Source organism: Candidatus Pelagadaptatus aseana, from assembly GCF_040362265.1.
Taxonomy (GTDB): Bacteria; Pseudomonadota; Gammaproteobacteria; order Pseudomonadales; family Cellvibrionaceae; genus Pelagadaptatus; species Pelagadaptatus aseana.
The window spans coordinates 106,291-132,160 of the sequence record NZ_BAABNJ010000007.1 but is presented as its reverse complement, the minus strand read 5'-3'; the positions used below and the strand labels follow the sequence as shown (position 1 = coordinate 132,160).

19 protein-coding genes are annotated in these 25,870 nt (G+C 52.7%); 12 read left to right on the top strand and 7 right to left on the bottom strand.

Annotated elements, in window-relative coordinates; genetic code table 11:
• Positions 1-100: 100 nt before the first annotated feature.
• From ACPXV9_RS11980 to ACPXV9_RS11950, 7 genes are all read left to right on the top strand, one after another.
• The gene (locus ACPXV9_RS11980) at positions 101-1,621 is read left to right on the top strand and encodes a fumarate hydratase (protein WP_423897353.1); all 1,521 of its coding nucleotides are present in this window, start codon (positions 101-103) and stop codon (positions 1,619-1,621) included.
• A gap of 98 nt (positions 1,622-1,719) precedes the next feature.
• On the top strand, positions 1,720-2,448 hold the full coding sequence (locus ACPXV9_RS11975; RefSeq protein WP_423897351.1) for an SDR family NAD(P)-dependent oxidoreductase: 729 nt from the start codon (positions 1,720-1,722) through the stop codon (positions 2,446-2,448).
• Between the two features lie 431 nt (positions 2,449-2,879).
• Positions 2,880-4,067: a hypothetical protein gene (locus tag ACPXV9_RS11970; protein ID WP_423897349.1), complete on the top strand. Its 1,188-nt coding sequence runs from the start codon at positions 2,880-2,882 to the stop codon at positions 4,065-4,067.
• A 15-nt stretch (positions 4,068-4,082) separates the two neighbouring features.
• The gene (locus ACPXV9_RS11965) at positions 4,083-5,435 is read left to right on the top strand and encodes a hypothetical protein (protein WP_423897346.1); all 1,353 of its coding nucleotides are present in this window, start codon (positions 4,083-4,085) and stop codon (positions 5,433-5,435) included.
• Positions 5,436-5,582: 147 nt separating this feature from the next.
• Entirely contained in the window at positions 5,583-6,761 is a 1,179-nt protein-coding gene (locus ACPXV9_RS11960) for a glycosyltransferase (RefSeq protein ID WP_423897344.1), read from the top strand.
• A gap of 216 nt (positions 6,762-6,977) precedes the next feature.
• A complete protein-coding gene (locus tag ACPXV9_RS11955) occupies positions 6,978-8,228 on the top strand; it encodes a DUF2860 family protein (RefSeq protein ID WP_423897342.1) in 1,251 nt (416 codons plus the stop codon).
• A 12-nt stretch (positions 8,229-8,240) separates the two neighbouring features.
• Positions 8,241-9,539, top strand: coding sequence for a transferrin-binding protein-like solute binding protein (locus tag ACPXV9_RS11950; RefSeq protein ID WP_423897341.1), 1,299 nt, complete (start codon positions 8,241-8,243; stop codon positions 9,537-9,539).
• Between the two features lie 57 nt (positions 9,540-9,596).
• Here ACPXV9_RS11950 and ACPXV9_RS11945 read toward each other — a convergent pair whose 3' ends face one another.
• The 4 genes from ACPXV9_RS11945 to paaN all read right to left on the bottom strand — a co-directional run bounded on the left by ACPXV9_RS11945 (position 9,597) and on the right by paaN (position 14,648).
• Positions 9,597-10,037, bottom strand: coding sequence for a PaaI family thioesterase (locus ACPXV9_RS11945; protein WP_423897338.1), 441 nt, complete (start codon positions 10,035-10,037; stop codon positions 9,597-9,599).
• Between the two features lie 162 nt (positions 10,038-10,199).
• Positions 10,200-11,729, bottom strand: coding sequence for a class I adenylate-forming enzyme family protein (locus ACPXV9_RS11940; protein ID WP_423897336.1), 1,530 nt, complete (start codon positions 11,727-11,729; stop codon positions 10,200-10,202).
• Positions 11,726-12,895: a thiolase family protein gene (locus ACPXV9_RS11935; protein ID WP_423897601.1), complete on the bottom strand. Its 1,170-nt coding sequence runs from the start codon at positions 12,893-12,895 to the stop codon at positions 11,726-11,728. Before ACPXV9_RS11935 ends, ACPXV9_RS11940 begins: the two co-directional genes overlap by 4 nt.
• Positions 12,896-12,971: 76 nt before the next feature.
• Positions 12,972-14,648: a phenylacetic acid degradation protein PaaN gene (paaN, locus tag ACPXV9_RS11930; RefSeq protein WP_423897333.1), complete on the bottom strand. Its 1,677-nt coding sequence runs from the start codon at positions 14,646-14,648 to the stop codon at positions 12,972-12,974.
• 125 nt (positions 14,649-14,773) lie between these two features.
• Here paaN and ACPXV9_RS11925 point away from each other — a divergent pair, with 125 nt between their 5' ends.
• Positions 14,774-15,697 carry a winged helix-turn-helix transcriptional regulator gene (locus ACPXV9_RS11925; protein WP_423897330.1) on the top strand — a complete coding sequence of 308 codons (924 nt, stop codon included), beginning with the start codon at positions 14,774-14,776 and terminating at the stop codon, positions 15,695-15,697.
• On the opposite strand, the gene ACPXV9_RS11920 is transcribed toward ACPXV9_RS11925, so the two are convergent.
• The 3 genes from ACPXV9_RS11920 to ACPXV9_RS11910 all read right to left on the bottom strand — a co-directional run bounded on the left by ACPXV9_RS11920 (position 15,694) and on the right by ACPXV9_RS11910 (position 20,451).
• Complete coding sequence (locus ACPXV9_RS11920) at positions 15,694-18,171, bottom strand: PAS domain S-box protein (RefSeq protein ID WP_423897328.1); 2,478 nt, start codon at positions 18,169-18,171, stop codon at positions 15,694-15,696. The genes ACPXV9_RS11925 and ACPXV9_RS11920 overlap by 4 nt on opposite strands.
• A gap of 87 nt (positions 18,172-18,258) precedes the next feature.
• Entirely contained in the window at positions 18,259-18,711 is a 453-nt protein-coding gene (locus ACPXV9_RS11915; protein ID WP_423897326.1) for a helix-turn-helix domain-containing protein, read from the bottom strand.
• Positions 18,712-18,930: 219 nt separating this feature from the next.
• Complete coding sequence (locus ACPXV9_RS11910) at positions 18,931-20,451, bottom strand: carotenoid oxygenase family protein (protein ID WP_423897324.1); 1,521 nt, start codon at positions 20,449-20,451, stop codon at positions 18,931-18,933.
• A 203-nt stretch (positions 20,452-20,654) separates the two neighbouring features.
• Here ACPXV9_RS11910 and ACPXV9_RS11905 point away from each other — a divergent pair, with 203 nt between their 5' ends.
• From ACPXV9_RS11905 to ACPXV9_RS11890, 4 genes are read left to right on the top strand one after another with little or no spacing between them, the layout of a single operon-like run.
• Positions 20,655-21,569: an NAD(P)H-dependent flavin oxidoreductase gene (locus ACPXV9_RS11905; RefSeq protein ID WP_423897323.1), complete on the top strand. Its 915-nt coding sequence runs from the start codon at positions 20,655-20,657 to the stop codon at positions 21,567-21,569.
• A 59-nt stretch (positions 21,570-21,628) separates the two neighbouring features.
• Complete coding sequence (locus tag ACPXV9_RS11900; protein WP_423897321.1) at positions 21,629-23,299, top strand: class I adenylate-forming enzyme family protein; 1,671 nt, start codon at positions 21,629-21,631, stop codon at positions 23,297-23,299.
• 34 nt (positions 23,300-23,333) lie between these two features.
• A complete protein-coding gene (locus ACPXV9_RS11895; RefSeq protein WP_423897318.1) occupies positions 23,334-24,566 on the top strand; it encodes an acetyl-CoA acetyltransferase in 1,233 nt (410 codons plus the stop codon).
• Between the two features lie 38 nt (positions 24,567-24,604).
• Positions 24,605-25,807: an acetyl-CoA C-acyltransferase gene (locus ACPXV9_RS11890; RefSeq protein ID WP_423897316.1), complete on the top strand. Its 1,203-nt coding sequence runs from the start codon at positions 24,605-24,607 to the stop codon at positions 25,805-25,807.
• Positions 25,808-25,870 lie beyond the last annotated feature (63 nt).

Sequence of the window (25,870 nt, the reverse complement as noted above, 5' to 3'; positions counted from 1 at the left end):
GTAAACTTCAGGCCCAGAAATTATCCGGACTTTTACAGGTGGGCTGTCACTGGGCCGGTGGTTTCGGTTATTTAATTCACCGGACAAGAGATGTTGCATAATGACCACGGTAATCCGCAAAGATGACTTGATCGAGAGTATCGCTGACGCTCTCCAGTACATTTCCTACTACCACCCCAAAGATTTTATTCAGGCTGTGAACAAGGCCTATGAGCGTGAGATCAATCCCGCGGCCAAAGATGCCATGGCTCAGATCCTGATCAATTCCCGCATGTGTGCCGAGGGTCACCGCCCCATCTGTCAGGATACCGGCATCGTCAGTGTCATTATGAAAATCGGCATGGATGTCCAGTGGGACTCCGATGGCATGAGCATTGATGACATGATCAATGAAGGTGTGCGTCGTGCTTACGGTCACCCGGATAATGTCCTGCGTGCCTCCGTGCTGGAAGACCCGGATGGTGCCCGCAAGAATACCAAAGACAACACTCCGGCCATGATTACCTACAAAATGGTGCCCGGCGACAAGGTGACCTGCCATGTCATGGCCAAAGGTGGCGGCAGTGAGGCCAAAACCAAATTTGCCATGCTTAACCCGTCCGACTCCATTGTCGATTGGGTTTTGAAAATGGTGCCAACCATGGGTGCGGGCTGGTGTCCGCCTGGTATTCTGGGTATTGGTATTGGCGGTACTGCGGATAAAGCACTGGCGATGGCCAAAGAAGCCTTACTGGATCCCATCGATATTCAGGATCTGAAAGAAAAGGGTGCTGATAATCGCGCGGAAGAACTGCGTCTGGAACTGTACGAGAAGGTTAACAAACTGGGTATTGGTGCTCAGGGGCTGGGTGGTTTGACCACGGTTCTGGATGTAAAAATCAAAGACTGTCCAACCCACGCGGCCAATAAGCCGGTTGCCATTCTGCCTAACTGTGCCGCTACCCGTCTGGCCAAGTTTACTCTGGATGGTTCCGGGCCTTCCCTGCAAACGCCTCCAAGTCTGGAAGACTGGCCTGAGATTACCTGGGAAGTTGGTAATGCGCGCCGTGTTAACCTTGATGAGATCACCAAAGAAGATGTTGCCGAGTGGCAGCCGGGTGAAACTGTTTTGCTGTCCGGTAAATTGCTTACCGGTCGTGATGCTGCGCACAAGCGCATGGTGGATATGATCGGCCGCGGCGAAGAACTGCCAGTGGACTTCACCAATCGCATGATCTACTACGTAGGCCCGGTTGATCCAGTGGGTGATGAGGTTGTTGGACCTGCTGGACCGACCACGGCAACCCGAATGGACAAATTTACCCGTACCATGCTGGAGCAAACCGGTCTGTTGGGGATGGTGGGCAAAGCCGAGCGTGGCCCCATTGCCATTGAAGCGATCAAGGACAATAAGGCCGTGTATCTGATGGCCGTCGGTGGTTCTGCGTATCTGGTGTCCAAGGCAATCAAGGCGTCCAAAGTGGTTGGCTTTGAAGATCTGGGTATGGAAGCCATCTACGAATTTGAGATCAAGGATATGCCGGTTACCGTTGCGGTAGACGTTCAGGGTGAATCGGTTCATCAGACTGGCCCGCAAATCTGGTCCGCCAAAATCGAAGAGCAGGCGCTTGAGATTCAATAACGCTGTTTGAATTGCAAAGTGTTTAGTTCTGAAAAGCCGGGTGTTATAGCCCGGCTTTTTGCGTTATAAAAAACGATAAAAATAATTGGGGAATCGACATGAGCAAAACCGTATTTATTACCGGAGCCTCTTCCGGTCTGGGTAAAGGCATGGCCGAAGAGTTTGCCAGGCGTGGCTATAATCTGGCACTGGCCGCGCGCCGATCTCTGGAAGAGCTGGCGCAGGATTTACAGAATCGTTTTGGTGTTCGCGCCGTAGCTTATGCGCTGGATGTCAGTGACGCCGATGCGGTGAAGGGCTGCTTGGAACAGGTAAAGTCCGACTTTGATCAAATCGATATTGTGATTGCCAATGCCGGTATCGGCGTTACCATGGCCATTGGCAAGGGGGATTTTTCCGAGGCGCAGAAAACCGTTGATACCAACATCACCGGTTTGATGGCGACGGTTGAGTTTGCACTGCCGATTCTGCGCGAACAGGGTTTCGGTCAGATTGTTGGCATCAGTTCGGTGGCGGGTCTTAGGGGGATGCCGTCGATTGGTGTTTACAGTGGTACCAAAAGCTTTGTTACCAGCTATTTGCAAACTCTGCAGGTAGAGGCCTGGCGTGAAAATATTGACGTTACCATTCTGGCGCCGGGTTACATTGATACGCCCATCAATCAGGGCGCAAAAAGTCGTCCTTTTGTAATTCCTCTGGAAAAGGGGGTTGTGGAAATGGTTGATAAAATCGAAAAGAAAGTCAGTTACTCTTTTGTGCCGGGCTGGCCATGGCATGTTGTCGGGCGCATCATAAAAATTCTGCCCAATCGCTTTTTTGCCAAATAAATTTGCTCCCCTCTGGTATAAACCGACTAAGATAATAAGTGCGGCGCGATGTTGATGTCGCTGCCGTTGGCCCTTCTTCCTTGTAGACTTAAGCAGATTTTTTTGTATAACCCTTTTGTCTTAAAAAAGGCCCGATTGAGGCTTGTTTCGGCCTGTTATTTAGCAGTTTTCTCAGCAGCAATTTTGTCATAAGCAATCAGTCTTTAAAGCGCCTGTCGGCGCCTGATGCCTCTTCTAATCTGTAGGTATCCCGACGTCTTTTTTAACTATTACAAATGACGACATCGGGTAACGGCAGATCAAGGAGGGGCCGCACCATGAATCAACATTTATCTTTGCAAAACTCAGGACGACTCAGGCAAATAGCCTGCGGGTTTTGTCTGTCACTCAGTTACGTGCTTCCCGCGAGCGCTGTCGATGTTCCGGAGGCAATGGCAAAAAAGTATCAGGCAGCGATGGAAAAACGTTCCATCGGTGATCTTTATTCTTCTATCGATGATCTCAACAGTTTGCTGAGTAATAACCCGACTTTGCATCGAGCTCGGCTGGAGCTGGCGGTAACCTATTATCGCGCTGCCGAGTACGAACAAGCGAAACGGCATGCTCAGCAGGTGTTGAGTGATCCCAATACACCGGAAGGCGTCAGGCAAACCGTCGAGTTGTTTCTAGAGCAAATAGAATCGCTCCGTCAGGCAGAAAGTGAAAGACGTCATAGCACTCAGGCCTTTATCGGCATCGGTGGTGGTTATGACGATAACGTCAATGCCGGTCCCGGCAGTGACACCTTCGAATTCAACGGTCTCAGATTCTTTCTTGATCCCCAAGACGGCGAGCAGAGCGATGCATTTGGCACCATCAGTGCTCGGTTTAATCACTCCTACCGTATGCCGGGAACCGCGGATATTGGCTCTCGTCCCGTCAACATGCTTTGGCAAAGCGGTGTCAGTGTGTACCGCAAGGAGTATCAGGATGAGCATCCTTATACCGTAGACGTTATCGGTGGCTCCACGGGTATGGCCTGGGCTTCGCGCACCAACTGGCGGGCAAGTCTGGATCTGAAGCTCGATTATGTGCGATTGGGTGACGACGCTCTAGCGCTCTATTCCAGTTTGAATCCGGTCTACACGGTGGTTTCCGGTAAGAATGAATACACCCTGCGCGGGCAATGGTTGTATCGCGAATACATGGCGGACGATGACAAGGATCGGGAAGGTGACCGCGTGTTGTTCGGCGGTGACTATCAGCGCAATTTTACCGCCAATGTCGCCATGAGGCTGGGGGCCAGCCTCTATGAACAGGATGGTCGTGTCGATTACGAAGAATTTGATGTCGAGGACTATTACATCAGTGGCTTCTGGACCGCCTGGGAAGGTGGTGTTCTTTATGTAAGAGCCAGTTATAGGGAGACCGATTACGAGGGGCTGGAGCCCGTATTCAATGTTGGTCGCAGAGAAGATGAAACTCGTTACGTGCTGGGTGCCAGCCACAACTTCAAAAGTGGCCGCATGGAAGGTTGGGGCATCAGTGGCCGTGTCAGCTTCAGTGACAACGAGTCAAACATCAGTATCTATGAGTATGACCGCACGTTGTACAGTGCGGAGTTAACCAAGCGCTTCTAGTGCTGGGAGGTGTTTATGTACACAGTTGAAATGAAAAAAATCTTTACCATCAGTGCGTTGAGCTTGGCTATTGCAGTGGCCAACCATGGTGTTTATGCCGACGATCCCAGTCTGGCGCCGGAAGACTGCGTGGTAGAAGGCGGACAGGGTGAATCACTGGCCGAGTGGGGCATGTGGTGTGGTGTTGGCAGTTTTCTGGCCGCCTTGTCAGATCTGGACCCTACCGCGGCAGGGCCTGATGGTGGGCCAAGTTTTGATGGTGGGCCGGGTGATCCCACCGGTCGAGGTGAGGCGGACAATTTCGAGCCGGGTGTTAATCCTGAAGACGATCCCGACGATGATCCGGTCACGCCTCATATCACTCCGCCAGAATCAGACGGTCAGTTTGTGGGGTATTTTGCCAGTCAGGACTATTCCTACGAATACGATTATGAAGACGAAAGCGAAGGTTATGGCTATGGTGGTGATGTTTCAAATCATCAAACCGGAGGTTTTGATCTGTCTCTGCAGGATGGGGATATGTACGACGGCTATGGCGACTTCTTTTTTGAAGGCTATGGCGATGGCTATGGTGGTGGCTATGGCGAAGGTTATGGCGACCCGGATACCGTTGATTACAGCCGCTATGATAAGGACGGCAATCCGATAGATGGTAACAGCTTTAATTCGGATGATGATTACTACAACTACGATGAAGATGGCGGCAGCAACCAAAATACTGATGTTTATCTTGAAGACGATGAAGATGAGCCGGGCTCATTTTATGCCGGTCGCAGCTCTTACTCTTACAGCGATGAAGATTCCCCTTACACCAGTCAGGGAGAGGGCATTGTGGGTATGGAAGTGGTCGTTTATAACGACTATGAGGATGAAAATGAAGGCTATGGAGGACCTGTACAATTACTGGATTTCGATGAGTCCTATGAGGTATTGAAGAACTATTGGGCGGGTTACTTTGGCGAATCCATGTATCAGAGTGGTCGTGACGGTTATTCAGAAATGGGAAGGGATGGTGCTTTTGTTGCTGGTGTGTTCACTACCCTGGAAGAAGTTCAAGCCATGGTCAGTGGCGATGTCAGTGCCACTTATACCGGTAACTCCCATCAATGGATGCAGTCAGTTCGGTTAGAGGTCGATTTTGGCGATGAGCGTTTCTCCGGTGAATTCGGTGATATGGATCCCTACAGCAAAGGGGATGGCGGGCATCGATATGAGCAAGGACATGAGCTTTACGGCCGAAGGTGTTATCGATGGTATCCACCTGATATCCGAATCGGTCTCTGCGGATGCGGGTTTTGTCCAGGGTTCTTTCTTTGGCGAAGAGGGGCGCATTATTGGTGGCGCCTACGATATTACCAAACAGGGTGATCGGGTTGTGGATGTCTTTACAGCGGTAGAGGGTGAAGGCAACCGAATAGAAGTGGACGAGTACTACTATGACGATTGATTACCCGATTTAATCAAGCTAAGTTTAAGCCCCGCATGTTCGGGGCTTTTTTATGCATGGAGGAAATGGTGGCTCGTATATTGTGCGTCTGGGAAATGGGCTCCTCGCTTGGGCATCTCACCAACCTCAAGCTGTTTATCGATGAAGCCCTGCAGCAAGGGCATAAGGTCAGTCTGGCGGTCAGAGAGTTACAGAACGTCACCACCGTGTTTGATCTGGGTAATATACAGTTGTTGCAGGCGCCTTTTATTAAGCACCCAAGGCGAAAGTACAAGACGCCCATGATCAGCATTTCCCAGTTGATCCTTCGGCAGGTGTTCACTAACCCTCAAGAGCTGGCCGGGCTTTATCACAGCTGGAACAGTCTGTTTGATCTGGTGCGGCCCGATGTGGTGATCTACGATCACGCGCCTTCGGCGCTGGTTGCGAGCTTTGGCAAGCCCTGGCAGAAGTGGGTCATAGGCAGCGGTTTTCTGGTACCCCGCAGTGATGGCCCTTTTTTGGGCGTTTTTCCCGGTACCCCCAAGAGCCGGGAAAACGATGGCATCCTGGAGCAATCCGAGCGGCAATTACTGGCGCTGATAAATCAGGTGCTGGCGGAGTCGGGTCGAGCTGAAATGACTTCGGTTAAGGACATCTATCAACAGTGTGACCAACAGTTACTCCTGACGCTGCCCGAGCTGGATCACTTTGGGCGTCGCCCCAAGGGCAACTACCTTGGGCTCAAGTGGAATGTATCGACTAACCCTGCCCACTGGCTACCCCGCGACGCAAGATACAAAGCGTTTGCCTATCTGAGTTTCTTTCCTGCGTTGCCTAAGCTGTTAAATGAGCTGATCGCCCGGGATGTCAATTTGCTGCTGTATTCTCGCAATTTGCCGCCAGAATTGGTGCGGGATTATTCTGACCGGGTGGCATTTACAGATCAGCCCGTGGACCTGAAACAGGTACTGGGTGAAGTTGATTTTGTTATCAATCATGGCAATCACGCCTCTGCAGCACAGGCTTATACTATGGGGTGCCCGCAGTTGTTGTTGCCCAATCATCAGGAGCAACTGTTTTTGTCACGCCGGGTAGAGCAGCAGGGTGGCGGGGTTGTGGCAATAAAACAGCAGGAGGACCTCAGTGAGGTGCTTGATCGGCTTATGCAACTGGCACACGGTGGATTGCCGAAGCCGTCTGAATCGATTGATCAGGTTGTGCTGTTCGATTCGATCCACAATCTTATGATGAGCCTGACTGAATAATCACTGCCGGTCAGTTAAACATTCAAGATCCCCCCCTGTTTGAGGGGTGACGCTTTTTTTATTTTCTCATTAGAATTGCCCAAATTCTGTACAGCACCGTATTTCTGCCTTTGGGGGGCTAGGTTCATTAGACCACTGCAGTTGCTGTCACTTATAACAATACAAAAACCATTAGGGGAGCAGATCTTGAAAGGATTACACCATCTGAGACGTGGTATGGGAGCTTTGTCTGTCTGTGCGGCAGCCATGCCGGCACTGGCCATTGAAGTACCGGCAGAGCTGGAAAAGCAGTATCAGGCCGCCATGGAGTCGCGCGCCAATGGCGATCTGTACGATTCCATTGAGCACCTCAACAGCCTGTTAAGCAATAACCCCAATTTGCATCGTGCCCGCTTGGAGTTGGCGGTTACCTATTACCGTGCGGCCCAGTATGAGGCAGCCAGAAAACAGGCCGATATGGTGCTGAGTGATCCCAATACCCCGGATGGTGTAAAAGAAACCATTCAGCTGTTTATCGAACAGCTCGATGCCATGAAGACGGCTGAAGATGAACGTCGTCACAACTGGCAGGCCTTTGTCGGTGTTGGCGGTGGTTACGACGATAACGTTAATGCCGGTCCGGCCAGTGAAACCTTTGATGTCAATGGCCTGGTCTTTATCCTCGATGGCGAAGACGGTGAGCAGAGCGATGCCTTTGCCACCATCAGTGCTCGTGTTAATCACTCTTATCGCATGCCCGGTACCGTCAATATCGGTTCTCGCCCGGTGTTGATGTTGTGGCAAAGCGGTGCCAGCATTTATCGTAAAGAATACCAGGATGAGCATCCCTACACTGTGGATGTAGTCAGCCTGTCCACAGGCCCTGCCTGGGCGTCCAGCACCAATTGGCGCGCCGATCTGGATCTTAAACTGGATTATGTGCGTTTGGGCGATGACGCTCTGGCACTGTATTCCAGTCTCAATCCGTCTTATACCTACGTCGATGGCAAGAACGAATACTCTCTGCGCGGCCAGTGGCTGTACCGCGAGTATATGGCTGAAGATGACGCCGATCGCGAAGGCCAGCGCTATCTGCTGGGTGCCGACTATACGCGCAACATCAATGCCGACATTGCCATCAAGGCCGGTGCCAGCGCCTACGAGCAGGATGGCCGCGTTGACTACGAAGAGTTTGACGTTCAGGAATTTTATCTCAGCGGTTTCTGGACCGCCTGGGAAGGCGGCGCCCTCTACGCTCGCGTCAGCTATCGTGAAACCGATTATCAGGGGCAGGAGCCTGCGTTCAATATCGGTCGCGAAGAGGATGAAACCCGCTATGTTGCCGGTTTCAGTCATAACTTCCGCAGCGGCAAAATGGCCGGCTGGGGTATCAGTGGCCGTGCCAGCTACTCCGATAACGAATCCAATATCAGTATTTACGAATACGACCGCAGTGTTGTCAGCTTTGAGCTGACCAAACGTTTCTAAGGAGAACGACTTATGAAAAAGACTTTTGCAATCAGTGCCTTAAGCCTGGCAATCGCTGCCGGTAACGTCCATGCCAATGCGCCACAAACCTGTGTCGCTCAGGGTGGTCAGGGCGAAAGCCTGGCCGAGTGGGGTATGTGGTGTGGCGTCGGCAGTTTTCTGGCGGCTCTGTCCGAGATGGATCCAACCGCAGCCGGCCCGGAGGGTGGCCCGGATCTGGATTTGGGTGTGGGTGATCCTACCGGTCGTGGTGAGGCGGATGGTTTTGAGCCGACGGTTACGGCCAATTCAGCAGAGCAGCACATTCAGCAGCCCGCTGAGCAACCTGCAGGGCAATTGAATGGCTATTTCGCTGGTCTAGAAATCCAGTATGACGGGCGCGAGGATTCCGGTTACGGAGCTACCGTTGGAGGCTTTTCCCTGAGTATGGAAGATGGCTATGAGGGCTACGATCCGGGTTACGGAGAAGGCTATGGTGAAGATATTGTCAGCTTCGCCAAATACGATGCCGATGGCAACCTGATTTCAGAGTTTACTGATGGTTCCAATGACAACGGTTACTATTCTAGCGGCGATGAGGATCAAGCCACCAGCGGCTATCGTTATACCTATGTTACAGAGCAAGAAAATCAAGAGTCCAGCGGTAATTTCTCTTCTTATGGCTCGGAATCTCGCTGGGATTACAACGCAGACCCAGCGGTGGATGAAAACGATTATGAGTCAATATATGGCAATGAGGTTTATGTCTATCAAGAGTCCGATGATCAGGTTGCCGTATTCAGGGGGCTAGGTCTGGATGATATGACCTTGTTAAAAGGTTACTGGGCTGGGTATATCTATCAGAGCAGCTATGGCTATATCGATGGCTCTGGCATGAGTTCAAGCGAGTGGTTCATCGCCGGAACCTTTACTGCACTGAATGAAATTCAGGATATGGTCAGTGGTGATGTCAGCGCGGTTTATACCGGCAATTCCCATAGGACCTTGCAAAGTGTTCGTCTGGAAGTTGATTTTGGTGGTAGAACCTTTGAGGGAGATTTCGGTGATATCGAGTACTCCTGGATGAAAGACCAGCTGGGTATCGACCAAGCGAAGGATATGAGCTTCAGTGCTTCCGGTGTGATTGATGGTGTGCATCTGATCTCAACTGAAGTTTCTGCGGATGAGGGCTTTGTCCAAGGCTCATTCTTTGGCGAGAATGGTGACATTGTGGGTGGTGCTTATGATGTCACCATCGATGGTGATCGCGTGACCGACGTATTCACCGCCGTTGAAGGTGAGGGAAATCGCGTTACTGGTGGTCCAAGTTAAAGTATCTGTCGATACTGTAAAAAGCCCCGTTTACCGGGGCTTTTTTATGCCTGCAATTTACAGCCGAATCGCACTGGCCACCGAGCGGGCAATTATTTTGCCGTCTTTGTTTTTGATGGTGCCTTCCGTCGCAAACATTCTCTTGCCGGCATGATCGACACTGGCTTCTATAATCAACTGTTCGTTGTCGTCGCGCACTGCGCCAATAAATTTTACGGTCAGATCCGTCATGGTATGAAACTCACTGGCGCCGAGTTTGGTCATTACTGCTGCGCCCATGGCGGTATCAATCAAGGAGGCGAGGATGCCGCCGTGGAGAGAGCCGATCAGATTTTGATGGCGATCCTTGGGGGTGTAGTGGTAAATCACCCGGCCCTCTTCAATATGCTCAATGGTGTAACCGAGATTCTCTGCCATACCGGAACGGTTTTCCTGCGCTTCAAACTTTTTCAGTCGCTCCATACCGGTTAAATGTTTTTCGTTGGTCCAGTTCGTCATTTTGATCTCATTAATATTATCTGTATCTACGTGTGGCATGGTGTGAGGGTGGATGCTGGGTTTGCCTTTCTGAGACCGTTTGCCACACGGATGTGGCAATCGAGTCTACAGGGATGTATTGACGGCGTGTCTCAGAAAGGCAAACCCAGTAGCCGCCCGTATTCAGAAATTCTTTTCTTCACAACAAAGCGCTTTAACTTCCCGGCGTACCACTTTGCCCACAGGGTTGCGCGGCAATGCATCTAAAAAATATATCTTCTTCGGCGTTTTTACATCGCCCAATACAGCTTTTAATTGGGTTCGAATTACGTCACTTTCTATCAGATTTTGATCGGTTAAACACACCGCCGCTTCCACGCGTTCACCCCAATAGGCATCTTCTACTCCGAACACGCTGCATTCCTTTATTTCAGGCAACTGCATTAATGCATTTTCGACTTCGGCCGGGTAGACATTAAAACCGCCGGATATGATCAGCTCTTTGCTGCGCCCCTGCAAAAACAGATAGCCGTTGCTATCAAGATAGCCCAGATCACCGGTCAGTAACCAGTCGTTCGAAAATGTCTCTCGGGTTTTATCCGGTTCTTCAAAATAGCCGGGCATCACAATTTGTCCGCATGTTGCCACCTCGCCGGTTTCACCGGTTTTAACGAAGTTGCCCTGATTATCCAATATGGCAACGTCACTCAATCGGCAGGCTTTACCCACAGAGCTTTGCAGTTGCTTATTTTGCATGTCGGCAGCGTTCATGGCGGTGATGGTCATGGGGGCTTCGGTTTGGCCGTAAACGGTGGACAAGCGGGGGCCAATGGTTTCAATGACCTGATGGATTTTTTCCGGCGGCATGGGGGCGGCACTGTAGGTCAGGTGGCGCAGTTTCGGAAAATCCTGTGCCGTGATTCCCGGCTGGTCCAGCAGCTTATAAATCAATGTGGGTGGCATAAAGCTGACGCTGGCGCCGTCGTCTGTAAAAGCCTTCTGAATTTGCTCCGGGTCGGGCGAGGGCAGCAACAGATGCCGCCCGCCGGTGCCCAGTATCGGGAAAATATAATGGGAGCCACCGTGGGTCAGTGGCGCCACCGCCAGATTGGCATCCTCGTGATCAAATTCAAATATGGCCTGCATATTGGCAATCACGGCGGCGACATTGTTGTGGGTTTGCACGACGCCCTTGGGCTCGCCGGAGGTGCCCCCGGTAAATTTTATGCACATTGTCGCCGAGCCATCGGGAATCACTGGCGTAAACGCGGCATCGCGAAAGGCTGCCATCCGGTGTCGGCAATCGTCGCTCGAGCCATCATCCAGTAACCATTGTTCAAGATCGTTTGCGCTTACCTTGTCCAGACTTTGTCGATCAATCAGCAACAAACTCAGACAACTTTTTTGGATCAACTGCTGGTTGAGCTGGGCGCCGTTTTTCGGATTGATGGGAACCCAGACAAAACCGCCGATGACGATAGCCAAGTGGGCAACCAGATGATCGATATGATTTTGGGCGCAAAGTCCGATGTGGCTGCCCGGGGGTAAATGGGCCTGCAGGGCCATCGCCAGAGCTTCACTGCGACAAACCAGTTCCCGATAGCTGATTTTTTCACGGGGGTCTTCTGCGGCAATGGCTTGCGGATTGAGGGCGAGTCCACGATAGAGATGTTCTGCGGGTAACAGCAGCGGTTGGGTGTCAGTTTTGTTCATGGCTTTTCAAGTACCGTTACCACGGTCGCGGCTTCTTCGGTTTCGTAAAAACCGCCACCGTTTTCGGCGACGGCAATACGGGCATTTTGCACTTGTCGTGGGCCGGCTTCATCGCGCAACTGGGCGACCAGTTCGTGCAGTTGCATAATGCCGGTGGCCGCTACTGGGTGCCCTTTGGAGACCAAGCCGCCGGAGGGATTGACCGGTACCTTGCCACCCAGCTTGGTGTTCCCCTGCTCGGTAAATATTCCCCCCTCACCCATAGGGCAGAGGCTGAGGTTTTCGATTTGCTGAATTTCTGCGTAGGCGCTGGCGTCGTGTACCTCGACCACATCGATGTCTGCGGGCGCTATGCCGGCTTGCTGGTAAGCGCGGTCGGCGGCCTTGCGACCAATGTGATTGGCAAAATCATCCGGCTGCCTGTGGCTGCCGCTGACCAGACTGATGCCGCGGATGGCGATAGCCCGTTGCTTGCCAAATTGTTTCAGAGCTTGTTCGGAGCAGACAATCGCGGCGGCTGCGCCGTCGGAGATCGGTGCGCACATGGGAAGGGTAAAAGGCCAGGCTATCAGTCGTCCTGCCAGAACCTCGTCCACGCTCATGTCGGTCTGATATTGCGCCAGAGGATTCATAGTGGAATGCCAATGGTTCTTGGCCGCGGCAGCGGCAAACTGTCTTTGGGTAGTGCCAAAGGTTTGCATGTGCAACCGGGCCTGCGCCGCATAGCTGTCCATAAAAAAACTGCGCTGGCCGGTGTCCATAGTACGCAGTTGCTCGGGGATTAAATCCGTACTTTGATTCAGTGCCCATTGATGAAATTCGTCGAGCCGATAAATGTCGGTGCCGCCTTTAAACGCGTTGAACATGGCGTCGCGCTTTTCCGGGAAAAACATTTTTTCTGCCCCCACCACCAGCGCGGTATCGCACATGCCCGCTTTGATGTGAGCGACCGCCTGTAATATCGCCGTTGAACCGGAGGCGCAGGCGTTTTCAATATTGGTGATCGGCAGGGTTTCAAATCCAAGAGGCCTGAGTACGCATTGGCCCCGCACGCCGTTCTGACCCTCCAGTAATCCCTGACGAGTATTGGCAAACCAAGCGGCGTCGATTCGGGAACGATCCATGTCGGCATCCTGCAAGGCCAGATTGACGGCTTCACGAGTCAGGTCTTATACGCTGCGGTCCGTCTGCTTGCCCAGGCCGGTCATGCCAATGCCGAGAATATAGACATTACTCATCGCATCAATTCACCATGATTTTACGTTGCACGATACGAAAGCGGCTGGCTACAAACGCCAGGTCTGTCAGACAGGCGTTGCCGGCCGGATTCAGGCCAGTGACGTGGTAGTCGCTGTAGGCGGCGGCAAAATTAATCGGCATGCCGATCAGATTGCAGGCTACCGAGGCGCCGGCGTTGTTGTAGGCATCCTGCGCGGTCTCCAGAAAATCCTGATCGACAGAATAAACGTGTGAAGTGATGGCGCCACGTTCACGTGCATCGCGGATGGCTGCGTCCAGACAGTTTTCTGCCGAGTCGCCCTTGATCAGGAATGAAATGGGCCCGAACAATTCTTCGCGATATAAATCGCTTTCGGATTGAGTCACTGCAATCATCAGTGGTGTGGCGGTGCGGGCATTGGGGAATCCCGGATTGTCGTAGGGGCCCGAGTCGCGCAAAATTTTACCCCGCTCGTGCCCTTCACTGCGCAACCTTTCGATGCTCTGGTAAATGTCATTACTGACCAGGGTGCCACAGAGGAAAGCGGCATTTTTAGGATCGGCCAGATGATTTTCCACGGCGTTGACCAGCCCCTTAGCCACATCATCAAAACTGATGTGTTTGCCGTCGGCGATAATGCCCTCGGCAGGAATGTGGATGTTCTGCACGCTGGTGCACATCTGTGCCGAGGCCTGACACAGGGAGTGAGCGATGGCCTTGCACATGCCGGCAAAATTGTCGGTGGATTCAATCACCACAGAGTTGCAGCCGGCGGTCTCGGTGTACACCAAAGCGTTGCGGCAGTTGTTCTCGATCCAGTTGCCGAAGGTTGGGCTGCCGGTAAAATCAATGATGGCGGTATCCGGGTGCTCCAGCAGCGCCATGGTGGCAGGTTCTTCGCGGGTATCGGCCACCATGGTCACCAGATTGGGATCAAAGCCGGCCTCAGCAAGTACCTCGCGGCAAACGCTGACCACCAGAGCGACCGGCAAAATGGCACTGGGGTGGGGTTTGAATACCACCGGGTTGCCGGTGGCCAGACTGGCGCACATGGCCGGGTAGCCATTCCACAATGGAAAGGTGGCGCAACAGATGTTGACGCTGACGCCCCGCGGCATCAGTTTGTAGCGCTTCTGTAATTTGGCGGCACCGTCGGCGCCGAAGGTTCTCTCCCAGTCGGCACTGTCAGGCACATCTTGCATGGCCTTGTAGGCGTAGACCAGAGCTTCCAGACCGCGATCCAGAGCGTTGGCGCCGCTGCCGGCAAAGGCCATGATGTAGCTTTGCCCGGCGGTGTGCATGGTGGCGTGGGCGTTTTCAAACAACTGCTGGCTGCAGCGATCGAGCATTTCCAGACAGATGCCAATGCGGGTTTCCGTGCCGGCGTCACGCCAGGCGGGCATGGCGGTTTTTATGTGCTCAAACAGAATGTCGGTTGCCACCTTGGGGTAGGTGATACCCAAAGGTTGCTGGGTGTAAGGGGATGTCTCGGCACCGGTGCGGCCTACTTCACCCGGTTGCTGCAGCGGGTAGTCTTGATTGAGCATGGCTTCAAATCGGGCTTTGCCGGCGGCGGGAATTTCCTTGCCGTGGATCTTGCTGCTGGGGCTCTCGGTGTAGGCGGTCCAGGAGTAGCGTTTGTCACAGGCATCCAGTGCTTTGCTGAAGGTGGCTTGGTGTTTTTCGAACCAGTTGCTCATAGTGTTTCTCTGATAAAATCCCATGTAACTTGTGTTATTAGACTAACAGTTGTGTCGATCGATTGGCAAGGCTGTTATGTCTCTAGGGTTTTACCTTTTGCGGTTTTCCAGTAGCATCATGCCCCATGCAAGCAGCTCAACTTTTATTGTCCAATCCAGTAGCGCGGGGATTAAATATTCTCGGTGATCGCTGGGCCATTCTGATTCTTCGTGAAGTTTTTTTGGGGCAACATCGCTTTGAAGAATTTCGCACCCGCACCGGAGCTTCCAGAGGGACTCTGTCGAAACGATTAGAGACTCTGGTTCACAATGGCATCCTCTACAAAAATCCTTATCAGACGGCACCGGTTCGATACGAATACCGGCTGACGGATAAGGGCCGGGCTCTTTACCCCTGGGCGCTTTTGATCTGGCAGTGGGAGACCGAATGGGCGGATCAACTGTCGGCCAACATACCGTCTCGCCTGACCCATTTTCATCCCGATGAACATGCTCTTTACCCGGTGGCGGTTTGTCGTCACTGTCGTGAGCCGTTGCACTTTGATGATGTCGAGCGGGTGGTCCGGGAAGAGGAAATTAAATCCGCACCCAAAAATATCAGTGAGTTTGGCAGTCAGCGGCGCTCGCGCAATAGCGGTAACAACAGTCAGCTGCTGGGGCATGTCACGGACATCATTGGCGATCGCTGGACACTGTTGCTGATGGCCGCGGCGTTTGTTGGCCTGAGTCGCTATGATGATTTTCGCCAGCAGCTGGGTGTGGCCACCAATATTCTCGCCGATCGCTTAAAGATGCTGGTGGACGCCGACATCCTCAAGCGTGAAGAGTACCAAACCAATCCGCCGCGGTTTGAGTATCACCTGACGACAAAAGGCAAGGCGCTTTATCCGCAGACGATGGCGTTGCGTCAATGGGTTCAGGAGTGGCTGCCGCCGGTTTCTCATCCTTTTACTCTGGTGCATCGCAACTGTGGGCACGAGTTACAGACCGATGTGATTTGTCAGGGCTGTGGTGAAGTGCCCGGTGCCGATGAGGTGCGCTTCAGCTAGGACTCTGGCACAGAGTGCTTGTAGCTGAGTAGCTTGCTTTGTAACTCTTCCGGGTTGATGGGTTTGGCCAGATGGTCGTCCATGCCGGCAATAAAACACTGCTCCACCAGCTCCGACAGGGCGTGTGCCGTTAATGCACAGATATTGCTGTGGGGGCGTTGTTCTTCACGTTCAATGTCGCGAATCATGCGGGTGGCTTCGAAACCGTCCATGATGGGCATGTCGCAGTCCATCAGGATGGCCTGATATTTTTCTCCCGACCGTCTGTACAGCTCTACCGCCTGTAAACCATTGTGGGCAACATCGCAGCTTACGCCCAGACGATTCAGCAGGGCGCTGGCGACTTTGATATTAACGCTGTTGTCTTCAACCAGCATCACCTGCATGCCCGCCAGATCAGACAGCTCTGAAGGTGGTGTCAGGCTTTTGGGTTGTGTGTCAGTCGTGACGCTTGCCAGCGGGATGGTGGCAGTAAAGCAGGAGCCTTTGCCGGGAGTGCTGGAGACGGTGATGTCACCCCCGAAGATATTGGCCAGCTTGCGGCTGATGGCCAGTCCCAAACCGGTGCCGCCATAGAGGCGGGTGGTCGATGTGTCCGCCTGTTCAAATTGGGCAAAGATTTTCTCGATTTTGTCTGCGGGAATGCCGATGCCGGTATCACACACATTAAAAGCAACAACCAGTCGCGATTCCGTTTTGGCGGTTATGACGACATTCAGATTGACTTCGCCTTCCTGGGTAAATTTGCAGGCATTACTGAGCAGGTTGTTGATGATCTGATTGAGTCGGGCGCTGTCGCCGATCAGTTGCTCGGGAATGTCTGCATCTATAGTGTCCGTAATCGTGATGTGTCCCTGATGCTCAATCCGATAGGGCGTCGTGATATTGTTGACAAATTCACGGATGTTGAATGGCGAGGGGTCGAGTACCACTTTGCCTTCGGATACTTTGGCGTAATCCAGAATGTCGTTAATAACAGACAGCAGGGTCTCGCCAGAGCTACTCAGGATATCCAGATACTGGCTGTCCTGAGCGGAGAGCTTGGAGTCTTTCAGCAGCGATGCCATGCCCAGTACGGCATTCATCGGCGTGCGAATTTCGTGACTCATGTTGGCGAGAAATTCCGATTTTTTGCGGGAGGCCTTTTCGGCTTCTTCCTTGGCTTTGCGCAGGGAACGTTCCAGCTTTTTACGCTCTGTAACATCCCTTACCGAGGCTATGGGAAAAGTCCGGTCGCCAGATTTAATCGAGGCCAGATTGATTTCAACGGGAATCAGAGTGCCGCTGCTGTGTCTGGCCATCAGGTCGGGGCGTTCTTCATCCATTAACTTTTGTCGGGTGCCGGCCAGATATTGCTGGCGATAACTGGCGTGGTTATGGCGAATGGCCTCGGGTACTAACTGGTCGATGCTTTGTTGGATGAGCGCTTGTTTATCGTAACCGAACAGCTCGCAGGCTTTTTGGTTAACGCGGATAATCTGCCCCGATTCATCAATCTGCAGCAAGGCGTCGGGTGACAGTTCGAATAATTCTTCGCTCTGCTTGAGCGCCATTCTGATGTTTTCATTTTCCTGGCGCTGCTGTTCGTGAGCCAGTAATTCCCGGCGAGACAGAGCCTGTGCCAGTTGATCGCTGAGTTCGCCGACATAGGAAATCTCTTCCGGTTGCCACTGACGAATAAACTGGCATTGTTCGGTGCTGATGATGCCGACAATTTGTCCCGACTGTTTGATGCTGGCATCCAGCAGCGATTTGATGTGGTGCTCGGGCAAATAATCCCCGGTGCATTCATTGGTTCTGGGGTCGGAGGCAACTTTGGCTACATCCAGTGCCCGTCCGCTCATGATCGCTGTAAAGTAATTGGGTATGGTGTCGATGTCGATTGGGTCTTCAACACTGTAGGAGTCGTTGCTGCGATCGTACAGGCAAATCTGTTGCAACTGATTTTCTTCCTTATTGATCAGCCAGACGCTGGCTCGATCAACCTTGAGAACCTGAGCTGCGTTATAAGTGACTTCCCGGGCAAAAGCTTCAAATTTACCCTCGATCAGCGTTGTGCTGCTGGATAAAGAGACAATGGAATCCTGGGTTCGACGAATGTACTTGTCGCGAAGATAGGTTGGCGTCTGGTCACTGATAAAGCCTACCAACTGAAGCATTTCTCCTTTCTCGAAAATGCCTTCTCCGTGTTCCCAGACGTTCTTCACTGCGCCGGAGCGATCAATGATTCGGTATTCGAGGTCGTAGCTGCCTTTTTGTGCCAGACCTTGCTGAACTTCTTCCCAAACGCGTTTTTGGTCGTCCGGGTGTATCAGGCTGGCATAGGTCAGATCGCGGTTGTGCTCGAGGGATTCCTTGGGGTAGCCGGTCAGGCTCAGGGCGCCGGAACTGACTTCGATCATGGTCCAGTCCGGGTCGTTAAGGCAGAGGTACGCCATGCCCGGCAGGTTGTTGATGAGTGTTGAGGTGGTCATGAATGGCCGCAATTGGTGTATTGCACATAAGTATAGAAAATTATTGCGGCGCTTGGGCTAGAAATAATGTGGGATAGAAATAACCGGTTAAATCTGGCTTTTGTCGCCTACTTGTTTGCGGCTGTGTGTGTTGCGGTACTCCTTGGGGGTGCTGCCGGTCCAGCGTTTAAAGGCTTTGCAAAAGTTGGATGCGTCACTGTAGCCCAGCTTCCCGGAAATGTTGCGAATGGGTTCTGAGGTGTTGATCAGATAATCCTGAGACAGCTCCATCATGACCTCGTCTTTGATGTCGCGATATTGGCAATTCATGGTGTGCAGGCGACGTGTCAGCGTGCGCTGTGACAGGCACATTTCTTCGGCGATGGCGTCGATGGTCTGCCCCGAGCGTATGTTGTGTCGCAGGTGGGTTTTAATCGCTGATATAAAGGTGGTTCGACTGATCTGGCTGGAGCGCAACAACCTTTTCTCCTCCCGGCTGAAAATCTCCGGGGTCAGTGGCTTTTCAAAGGTGCTGCGATAAGAACTAATGGAATTTTGCATCGGATTGACCGCTTCTGATTATTGTTGGTCAACAGGCTATTAAAAAGGCGCCGGTGCTACTTGATGAATCGTGTCACAAGGTTGACTTATTGAGTCAACCTGCACTAACGCCAAATCAAGGGCGTCGAAACAAGAGTGCCGAATCAACAGCGATGGCCTGCCAAAGGCTTGTGCTGAGCGGCACCCCTGAGTGAGGGGGCCGTTGATGGAGCGCACTGGCTATGAGGTGTAAATGTCTTCACCTCTCGCCCACCAGCCGTGAAAGCCGTAGGGAATTCTGTGCGGTAATTTGACTTTGGCAATGGGCCCCTGAGTGATGTCTTTGGCATCAAAGATCAGGCAGGAAGAAGTCCAGTCATTGGTGTCAGTAATAAAAGTGGTGAGGTAGCCATCGTCTTCCTCACTGGTCCGGTCAGCGCCTTGCTTGGGCACAAAAGGCGTTTCACTGCCAAACACGCCGGGGCCGTAATCGTACTCCTGACGCTGGCCGGTATCGTTGTCGTATTTGATCAGGCCGGTAAAGCGCAGGGTGTGGCCGCCCTCGGCCAACAGGGGGATCTTCTGGTGATAGGCGTAGCGACTCTTGACGCCATGAAAAATCTGATTGGATTTGTTGAATTCGGAATTGACGTCGCAAATAGGGCCTTCTTTTACTTCCCCGGTGCGCATATTAAAACGCCAGCGATAGTTGTTTGCTTCCAGGCGCATGTAGGCCAGCATGTGGGACAAGATGCCATCGTTGGGGTCCGCATCCGGCATGGGGTTGATTGAGCGGCAACCGTCCATGACCACCCAATCCCCTTCTTCCCAGGCGTTGGAAGTGTGCAGTACATAACAGGGTTCGCATTCGAACCACATGGGCTTGGTGCCATAGCGCGGCATCAAGCCAAAGCGAGTGGGCATGTCCCGATGAAATTTGATCACCCGCATATTGTGTTTGCGCAGTACATCCACATCGTGAAACAGCGGGTGATCGTGGAAAATGGTGTAGTGCTTGGTGAAGGTAATCTCATGGGGCAGTCGGGGTGCCGGCAAATCGATTGGCGCTTCGTGTTTGAGTTTGCCGTCTGCCCCCAGAACGCCATAGGTCATGTAGGGCGGGGTGTCGCCGTAATCAAAGAACAGCAGTTCTCCGGTTTCCCAGTCGGTGCGTGAGTGCGCCGACATTTTTCGGCTCAGTGTAGCAGGGTGATCCAGTGGCCCCAGATTTTCCATGGTGATGGGGTCCAGTGCATAGGGGATGCCCGATACGTACCAAAGGCTGATCAGTTTGCCGTTGTGCCAGATGATGTCGGTGTTGGAGGTGTCCTTGATGGGAAAATCCGGCAGGGTGAAATCAAAGGGGCCCATTACGCCCGGCCAAACGGCGCCGTTCTCCTGCTGTTCTCTGAGCAAACAGGCGGTTTGGATTTGGCTGTTGCGATAGCTGACCTGACCATCCCGGAAATACAGTCCGTGCACCAGACCATCGCCATCAAATGAGTGGTACAGGTTTTTAGGCTTGAATTGGGGATTGGGGCCGTTGCGCAGGTAAGCACCATCCATGTCTTTGGGGATTTGCCCTTCCACTTCAAGCTCGGTGGCATGGGTGCCTGTGTTCAGCGTGGGAGCGTAGGCGCCGTGCAGGTAGGGGTTGTCGATTTCATAGATCCAGTCGGGAGCATCTGTCAGAAGGGGCGTGTCTCCCAGACACTTGTCTGTGATGGCAAAGTCCTGCAATGGGTTCAGCTTGGCGCTCATATGGGGTCTCCCTGCGCTTGATTTTATTTAGAGTTTTTTAGTGCAAGTTGCCTCAGGCTATATTTGAGGGTCTCTCAATGCAAGTAAATTCGTATTCTTTACATTTGCAATGTTTTTCGAGCTTGAAGAGCTTTTTAATTTTGGTGTAATGTGGGGTTTGAATTTTGTTAGTCCTTTTGTGAAAGTTAGTATTTGAGGTTGATGTGAAAGGCGTTAAAAATCTTAAGTTACCTGTGATTCAGGCCCCCATGTTTTTGCTGTCGGGCCCGGAGATGGTGATTGCCAGTTGTCGTGCGGGCGTGGTTGGCTCGTTTCCAACGCCGAATGCGCGCACGAGCGAAGATCTGGAAAATTGGTTGCAGCAGATTACCGAAGCATTGGATGGCGATGATCAAGCGGCCCCCTGGGCGGTAAATCTGGTGATGCACCGAACCAATCCTCGCTGTTATGACGATCTGGCACTGGCGGTGAAATATCGGGCGCCTATTGTGATCACAGCGCTGGGCAGTCCCAAAGATGCGGTGGAGCAGGTGCACAGTTACGGTGGCAAGATCTACGCCGATGTCATCTCGGTGGAGTTTGCGCGCAAGGCCGCCGCCTCCGGCGTCGATGGTCTGGCTCTGGTATGTGCCGGCGCAGGAGGTCACACCGGGCAGTTATCGCCCTTTGCGTTTGTTGAAGAAGTGCGCACTTTTTTTGACGGCGACATTATTTTATCCGGCGCTATCACCACCGGGCGCGCGATTCGCGCCGCTGAAGTGATGGGCGCGGACTATGTGTATATGGGCACCCGCTTTATTCCAACCACCGAAAGTCTGGCTCAGGATGAATACAAGCAGATGGTGGTGCAGGCATCGGGCTCTGACATTATTACCAGCGATGCGATTACCGGTGTAAAAGCCAACTGGCTGCGGGGCAGTCTGGAGCGGGCAGGTTACGATCCTGATTGTATGCCCGATGCGGCCGAGATTGATTTTCTCAAGGCGGCCAGTGATACCAAACGCTGGCGCGATATCTGGGCGGCAGGGCAGGGGGTTGGCGCAATCGACAAACTGCAGCCCATTGCCGAGGTGGTAGCGCAATTGCAGAGCGAATATGAGCAGGCCAGACAATTATAAAGATCGTCAGTCCCATTTGATCAACTAACCATAAAAACCAGCGGAAGATAACAATAACAATGATCACTTCACCCCAAGATACGATCGAGCAATACCAGAAAAATGGCCTGTGGGAGGGCGTGCTGTTGCATCAGTGGTTGCAACGTTGCGCTGATGCATCGCCGCAACAGCTGGCCATAGCCGATCAGCCAACACGGACCACTCTGGCAGGTGAGCCGCCCTTGCGGCTGACGTTTCTGCAGTTACAGCGGGCCAGCACCAATCTGGCCGCACAATTATTGCAACAGGGTATTGGTCGAGAGGATCGGGTGATTGTGCAATTGCCCAATATTGCCGAGCTGGTGGTTTGCTATATGGCGGTCAGTGCCATTGGTGCCATCATTTCTCCGTTGCCGGTGCAGTACGGTGGCCATGAATTAAAGCATGTGGATCAGGCCCTGAGCGCCAAGGCCTATATTGCCATCGAGACGCTCAACGGTCAGGCGTTCGCAGAGCCGCAATCGCAGCATTTGAGTGATGGCTGCCGCTTGCTGTGCTTTGGCCAGAGCCTGTCGCTGGATACCCAAGAAAATCAGGCAGCCGCCTCAGTCTTGGCAGAGCATCAACAGCAGCAGTCGCTCAGTGCCAACGATATTTTTACCGTGTGCTGGACTTCCGGCACCACGGGTATGCCCAAAGGGGTGCCGCGCTCACACAATATGTGGGGCACCGTGGGTCGCAATTGCATTGAGGCCGGCGACTATCAGCAGGGGGATCGACTGTTGAATCCCTTCCCGCTGGTGAATATGGCGTCAGTGGGGTCTTTTCTCTATCCGTTTGTGATGCTGGGTTGTTCACTGGTGTTGCATCACCCGTTTGATCCGCCAGTATTTTTGCAACAGATTCAGGCCGAAGCGATCAACTTCACCATCGTGCCGCCGGCCATGCTCAATCAGCTGGCAAAGAATGAAGCCTTGTGGAATCCGTTTGATTTTTCCCAGTTGCGATCCATTGGCTCCGGCTCGGCGCCCTTGTCGCCCTGGATGATTGATATCTTTGATAATCGCTACCAGAAAAAGATCGTTAATTACTACGGTTCCAACGAGGGCATCAATTTATTTGCCAAGCCGGAAACGGCGCCGGATGCCGAAACCCGTGCCAGTATGTTTCCACGATTCGGTGCTGCCGGTATCGATTGGCCTACTGCCGCGGCCAGAACCATTGCCACCAAAGTCATCGATCCGGAAAGCGGTGCGGAAATTACCGAGCCGGGTAAGGCCGGAGAACTGGTGGTTAAGGGGCCGACCGTATTTGCCGGCTACTGGCAAACGGACAACCGCGATGTGTTTACCGAAGACGGTTTTTTTAAAACCGGTGATCTGGTGGAAATATGTGGCGAGGGAGATCGCTTTTATCGAATTGCCGGGCGCAGCAAAGACATCATTAATCGCGGCGGCATGAAGTTGTCGCCAGCCGAAATTGATGTGCTGCTCGAAGGGTTGCCGGGTGCAGTCGAGGCAGCAGTCTGTGCCTATCCCGATGAGGATATGGGCGAAAAAATCTGTGCCTGTGTGGTGGCAGAAAATACTGAACAGCCTCTGGGTCTGGATGACATCAAGTCTTATCTGTTGGAAAAAGGCATTGCCAAAATCAAGTTGCCAGAACGCCTGGAATTGTTCGAACGTCTGCCGCGCAACCCGCTGGGTAAAGTCCAGCGTTTTATGTTGCAGGACACGGTAGCCAGTCGCTAAAACTCACAGAATCAAAACAGGGCATAAAAACATTATGACAAACGCCGTTTATATTTTGGGTGGTTACCAAACCGATTTTGCGCGTAACTGGGCAAGGGAAAATCTGGGCATCTATGACATGTTCGCACAGACACTGGATGGCGCATTCCATGCAACGGGGCTGTCGCCGGATCAGGTGGATGTTGGGCACGTCGGTAATTTTGTCGGTGATCTGTTTACCGGTCAGGGTTTGCTGGGTGGCTTTTTTGCTCAGGCTCATCCGGAGATGAATGGCATGCCCACCACCCGGCACGAAGCAGCTTGCGCCTCGGGTTCGATGGCGCTACTGGCGGCTTATAAAGACATTGTTTGCGGTGATTATGATATCGCCTGTGTGCTGGGGCTCGAATACATGCGCAACGTCGATGGTAAAACCGGCGCCGAGTATCTGGGAGCGGCAACCTGGAAAGGCAAGGAGGCTCAGGCCTGTGATTATCCCTGGCCCTATATGTTTAACCAGATTCTCGATGAGTACGACAAGCGTCATGGTATCAATACCGATCATTTGAAAATGATCTCGAAAATCAATTACGACAATGGCCGCAAAAACCCCAATGCCCAGTCACGCCGATGGGATTTTACCCCGGAGTTTTACAGCGACGATGACAGCGCCAATCCAGCCATTGAAGGTCGCATCCGCAAATCCGATTGTGGCCAGATCACCGACGGTGGTGCCTGTGTGTTTTTAGCCAGCGAAACAGCCGCCAGAGACTATGCGAATAAAAACGGACTCAAACTGCAGGATATCCCGCGCATCAAAGGCTGGGGCCACCGCTCCGCTGCCATTGAGTTGCAAACCAAATTTGCCCTGAGTGAAGGCCAGCCATTGGTCTTTCCACACGTTAACCAGTTGATCAACGACGCATTGCAACGTGCCGACATGACGCAGTTAACGGAGCTGGATGGTCTCGAGGTGCACGATTGTTTTTCTGTGACTGAGTACATGGTGATAGATCACTCCGGGTTGACCGCGCCGGGGGAAAGCTGGAAGGCCATCGAAGAGGGGCGCATTGCCCTCGATGGCGATTTTCCGATTAACGCCAGTGGCGGTCTGATCGGTCTGGGCCATCCAGTGGGTGCCACCGGTATCCGCATGGTGCTCGATTGTTACAAACAGGTCACTGGCCAGGCTGGTGATTATCAAATCCGTGGTGCTGAAAATCTGGCGACCTTTAATCTCGGTGGCAGTACCACCACCTGTGCCAGCTTTATTGTGGGCGTCAATTGAGTGTGATTTTAGGGTAATGATTTTAGGAAAGTGTATTAATGAACCAAGCGTATATTTATGAAGCCATCCGGACCCCTCGTGGGCGTGCCAAAGACAGTGGCGGTCTCTATGATCTGACACCGCTGGATTTGATGAAAGTGCTTTACGACGCCATGGCCGAGCGCACCGGTCTGGATAAAAACAACGTCGATGATGTGATTCTGGGGTGTGTCACCCAAGCGGTAGAACAGGCGGCTAATATTGCCAAGACGTCACTGATGTACGCTGGCTGGCCCCAGCATATTCCGGGTATGACCATTAACCGATTTTGCTCTTCCGGGCTGGATGCCATCAATCTCGCGGCCCTCAAAATCAACGCCGGACAGGCCGGTATGGTACTCGCCGGAGGCGTGGAAATGATGTCCCGCGTGCCCATGCTGTCGGATAAGGCCTCGGTGTTTGCCGATGTGAAGCTGGCAACACAGTGCCGCATGTTGATGATGGGCAGTGGCGCGGATCTGATAGCCTCGCAATACGATGTCACTCGCGAAGAGGCTGATCAGATTGCGTTGCAGAGTCAGCAGCGTGCGGCCAAAGCCAGGCAAGAGGGTTGGTTTAAATCCATTGTGCCGGTGGAAAACACAATCAAAGGCATCACAGTGAGCGCCGATGAATGCATTCGCGAGCAGACCACGCTGGCATCTCTGGCGGACATGCCACCGGCGTTTGCCGATCTGGGTGCCAAGGGCGTTGATCAGTTGCAGTTGCATGCCAACAAACAACTGAGTGAAATTCGTCACGTGCACACCGCGGGTAACTCGCCGGCCATGGCCGATGGTGCTGCTCTGCTGCTGGTAGGGGATCAATCCGTAGGTGAGGCCTATGGCCTGAAACCGCGTGCAAAAATTATAGCCGCTACCAGTGTCTGCGACGACGCGCTCACGGTAATTTCCGGTTGCGCCAAAGCCACACAAAAATTGATGGATCAGCAGGGGATTACTTCCGCCGATGTGGATTTGTTTGAACTGCACGAAGCCTTTGCCGCTACTGTGATCAAATGCCAGCGTGATCTGGATATCGATAACGATAAGCTCAATGTTAATGGTGGTGTGATTGCGTTGGGTCATCCCATGGGGGCTACGGGAGCCATTATGATGGGTACCTTGCTCGACGAGTTGGAACGCCGCGATCAGAAAACCGGTATCGTGGCGGCCAGTGGTGCGGTGGGTACCGGTACAGCGCTTTTGATCGAGCGCTGCTGATTCAACCTGTAGATTCAATCCTGTAGATTAGGTACCGTTGATTTGGTGCTATTGGTTAAAGAC